The sequence below is a fragment of the Paraburkholderia sp. SIMBA_054 genome (assembly GCF_046534875.1).
Classification (GTDB): Bacteria; Pseudomonadota; Gammaproteobacteria; order Burkholderiales; family Burkholderiaceae; genus Paraburkholderia; species Paraburkholderia hospita.
Genome location: NZ_JAWRXV010000143.1, coordinates 1 through 3455 on the forward strand (window position 1 = coordinate 1; position 3455 = coordinate 3455).

At 58.9% G+C, this 3455-nt stretch carries 3 protein-coding genes; all 3 read right to left on the reverse strand.

Features of this window, described 5'->3' with window-relative positions:
* Nucleotides 1–90 precede the first annotated feature (90 nt).
* Genes SB822_RS54240 through SB822_RS54250 form a run of 3 tightly spaced genes read right to left on the reverse strand, consistent with a single transcriptional unit; the run spans nucleotide 91 to nucleotide 3325 of the window.
* Nucleotides 91–1110 (reverse strand): site-specific integrase, encoded by a 1020-nt coding sequence (locus SB822_RS54240; protein WP_410858743.1) that lies wholly within the window; start codon nucleotides 1108–1110, stop codon nucleotides 91–93.
* Entirely contained in the window at nucleotides 1107–2087 is a 981-nt protein-coding gene (locus SB822_RS54245) for a tyrosine-type recombinase/integrase (protein WP_410858744.1), read from the reverse strand. Before SB822_RS54245 ends, SB822_RS54240 begins: the two co-directional genes overlap by 4 nt.
* Nucleotides 2084–3325, reverse strand: a complete 1242-nt coding sequence (locus tag SB822_RS54250) for a site-specific integrase (RefSeq protein WP_410858745.1) — start codon at nucleotides 3323–3325, stop codon at nucleotides 2084–2086. The genes SB822_RS54245 and SB822_RS54250 overlap by 4 nt, the downstream gene beginning before the upstream one ends.
* Nucleotides 3326–3455: the final 130 nt, after the last annotated feature.

Genomic DNA, 3455 nt, shown 5'->3' on the forward strand with positions numbered 1-3455 from the left:
TAATGTCGAGCAATCCGTAATGTTGAGGAGATCCCACGATCGCTCGCGGAAAGGGGGGCCCGGATAGGCAGACTCCCCATTACCTTAACGCTACAACGAAGCGAGCCACTCGATGACGGAGGCATCCTGACGCCACGAGTCTGACGGTGTGAGCGAGTTTGCGAGCGGCTGCGCCCGGGCGATGGCTTGGCGTTTCATTTCCAGATCGGCGGTCGCATAGCGGTTGGTGGTGTTGACGCTGGCGTGACCGAGCCAGTGACTTATGGTTACCAGATCTACCCCGGATTTGAGCAACAACATCGCCGTGCTATGCCTGGCGCAGTGCGGGTGAAGGCGCTTGCTGGCCAGGGACGGGCATTTGATCACTGCCGCCCGGAAGTACTTCGACAGAATGTAGCCGATACCAAACCGCGTGAGCCGCTGCCCTCGCTGGTTGCAGAAGAGCGGCGTATTCGAGCGACTGTCCAGCTGCGTTTCCATGACGAACTGCTTCAACACCTGTGCCGTCTGAGGCCAGAGCGGACAGACTCTCCGCTTTCGCCCCTTGCCGAACAGGGTTATCTGGGATGGCGGATCGATCTGCAGATCACAGACATTTAAGTCGACGATTTCCTGGGCCCGTGCGCCGGTATTAAACAGCACACCGAGTAACGCGTAGTCACGACGGCCGTAGCAGGTGCTTCGATCGATACAATTCAGGACGGCACGGATCTCGTCCTCCTCGAGGTAGTCGACGGATCCGGTTCGTGTGCGCTTGAAGGGAATGCCCAGAATCCGCTGCGCCTGTTCGATCCTCTCCGGCGCATGCGTTGCTACGTAGCGGAAGAACGAATGAATGGCGGCGAGCCGCACGTTGCGCGAGGACGTTTGGTTGTGACGCACCTGCTCCAGGTAGTTCAGGAACGCCAGGACGGCCTCCGGCGAGATCGCATCCAGATCCAGCGTGGCTGGATCACGGTGCTCGGAGATGGCAACGAATCGCAGCAGAAGAATCATCGTATCGCGGTAACTGAGCGTGGTATGCCGGCTCACGCCACGCTGTTCGGTCAGATATTCGCTGAAGAAGCAGCGTACCGTGCGCGCCAGTGCGTTGGGATAGGTGGCTCTCATGTCGCACCTCCGTCGGCAAACGGTTCAATGAGTGTGCCGTAGCGACCAGCGAACCGGCTGTTGGCTGCACCGGCAAGTTCAGCAACAAATGGCAGGTAATACTCAGTCGAGGCGACGGAGACGTGGCCCATGTAGGTCGCGAGTACCGGTAACCTGCTCTGGACATCGACGCCCGCGTGATACCAGCGCAGGAGTGCCCTGACCGCGAAGGCATGCCTCATGTCATGAACGCGCGGTAGGTGCCCGTTCGCTGTACGAATACCCGAATCGCGCACAAGCTCATGAATTCCGTCCCCCAGCCCGCAACCCGAATAACCATTGGGATACCGGTTCCACAGCAGCGCCGAGCCGGCTCCCATTGGCAGAGGGTACTGTTGCCTGCGGGCAAGATAGGCCTCCACTTCCCGGTTCGCATCGGCCGAAAGCGGAAGATGGCGAGACCTGTGGAACTTGGATTCCCGCACGAGCAGGCTCTGGGCACGTTGGTCATAATCCGCGAGGGTCAAGTGCGCCAGTTCCCCGCGCCGCATTCCTGTGGTGTTGAGCAACACGATCGCCAGGCGGAAAACCTGTGGACGCAAAGGGGAAAGCGGCACCGGCTTCAGCTTCGCTGCAGCCCGCAGCAGTTGTGTGATCTCCGCGTCGGTATAGATGTGAGGTAGAACGGGCTGGTGCCGTTGCGGAAAGTCGTCAGCGTCCGGCACGAAACAATCCGGCTCGGTGCGACGGAGGTAGAGGCAAAAATTGCGCACGATCCGCATATGGTTGCGTCGGACCGTGGGCGACAGATCGACTAACGTTCGGCACCAACGCGCAAATACGCTCTGAGTCAAGTCGGCGGCGCCGACACGAATCATGCAGTCCTCGATGGTTTCGAGGATGCGGCGCTCGCCCGCGAAGCCTCGACCGAGTGCCTGCTTCAGTTCGACGTAACGTCCTATTGATGAGGACAAGCAGCTCTCATTCATACGTTTCATGACATGGCCTCCTGAATAGCTGACCCGGGCAGTGGCAACGCCACTTCGCGCAGTTCCTCAAGATCGAGCCGGAGGTACACGCACGTGCTTTCCGTGCTGCGATGACCGAGAAGGTCGCCGATGGTCTTGAGGGGTATGCCCTCGCGAAGCAAATGCGTTGCATACGAATGACGCAGACAATGAACACCCCGAAACGGGATAGCAAGTCCGCTTTGCCTGGCCCGGAAGCGGAACGCGTAACCAACGGCCTGCCTCCTGATGGGCAGAATCGGCGCAACAACGCTCAGAAAAATCTCGCGACAGGCCGTGTGGGGGCGAGCCTCCTGCAGATAAGCTATCAGTGCCGCGGCGACCGGGTCGGTCAGGGGGAGATTCAGAGGGTGCCTGGTTTTAGATTGATTGATATGAATCTCACCGGCGTGCCAATCGACGTCATCCAGCCGCAAGCTGGCAACATCGCACCCGCGAAGGCCGTACGTCGCGATGAGCAGGAAAATGACGTAATCGCGCAGCCCGCCGGGACATCTGCGATCGATCGACTCGAGCAAAGCCGAGACGGTTTCCCAAGGCAATACACATGGCAGGTATTGCAGTCGATAGGCTCGGGGCGTGTCAATCTGGCGGTCCAGTCCCGAAGATATTTCGCCACGCAAGGCGAGGAATCGCAGGAAACCGCGAACCTGAGCAGCGACATGTTGAAGTGTGCCCCGGCCGAACCGACTACCGGCGTAGATGATGAAACGCTCGATGTGGGTCTGGGTAAGATCGGCCAGCCGAAAGGCGGAATCCGAATCAATCTGGAAACGCAACAGTTGCCAGGCCGTGTGCGCATGCTGCTCAATAGTGACCGGAGACAGTCCCCTGACTTCGGTCAGGTACCGAAGGTAAGCGGCAACGCTCGCGTCGAACGGCATATCCGCGGGTGGATTGGGCGCCAGCATCCGCCGACTTTGGAGAAAGCGCTGCAAGCAGCCGACAGTGCCGGATACTCCGCCGGGACGCTGACGAAAATGCTGCCAGCACTTACGCAGACTCTCTCGTGTTAGCGTCGCAAGGCTATGTTGACGACGTTTGTGAAAATACGCCTCGATTGCGGTGCAGCGCAGAACGTAGCACTGGCGGGTGGCGAACCGGTATCCCTGCGCGACAAGCCAGTCATCAAATTCGTCGAGAACTGACCCGAGCAAAGGTAGGGAAAGGTGCCGGGCATAGGACGTCGGTAAGAGTTCGCAAATCATCAGAATCTCCTTTCGAATAGACGCAGAAGGAGCTCTGATCATGGTACTAATGTGAAGTCGTTGCTTCCAGATCCAATGTACAGTGGTGCGTTAGAGCCTCGTACTCCACATTACGGACTGCTCGACATTA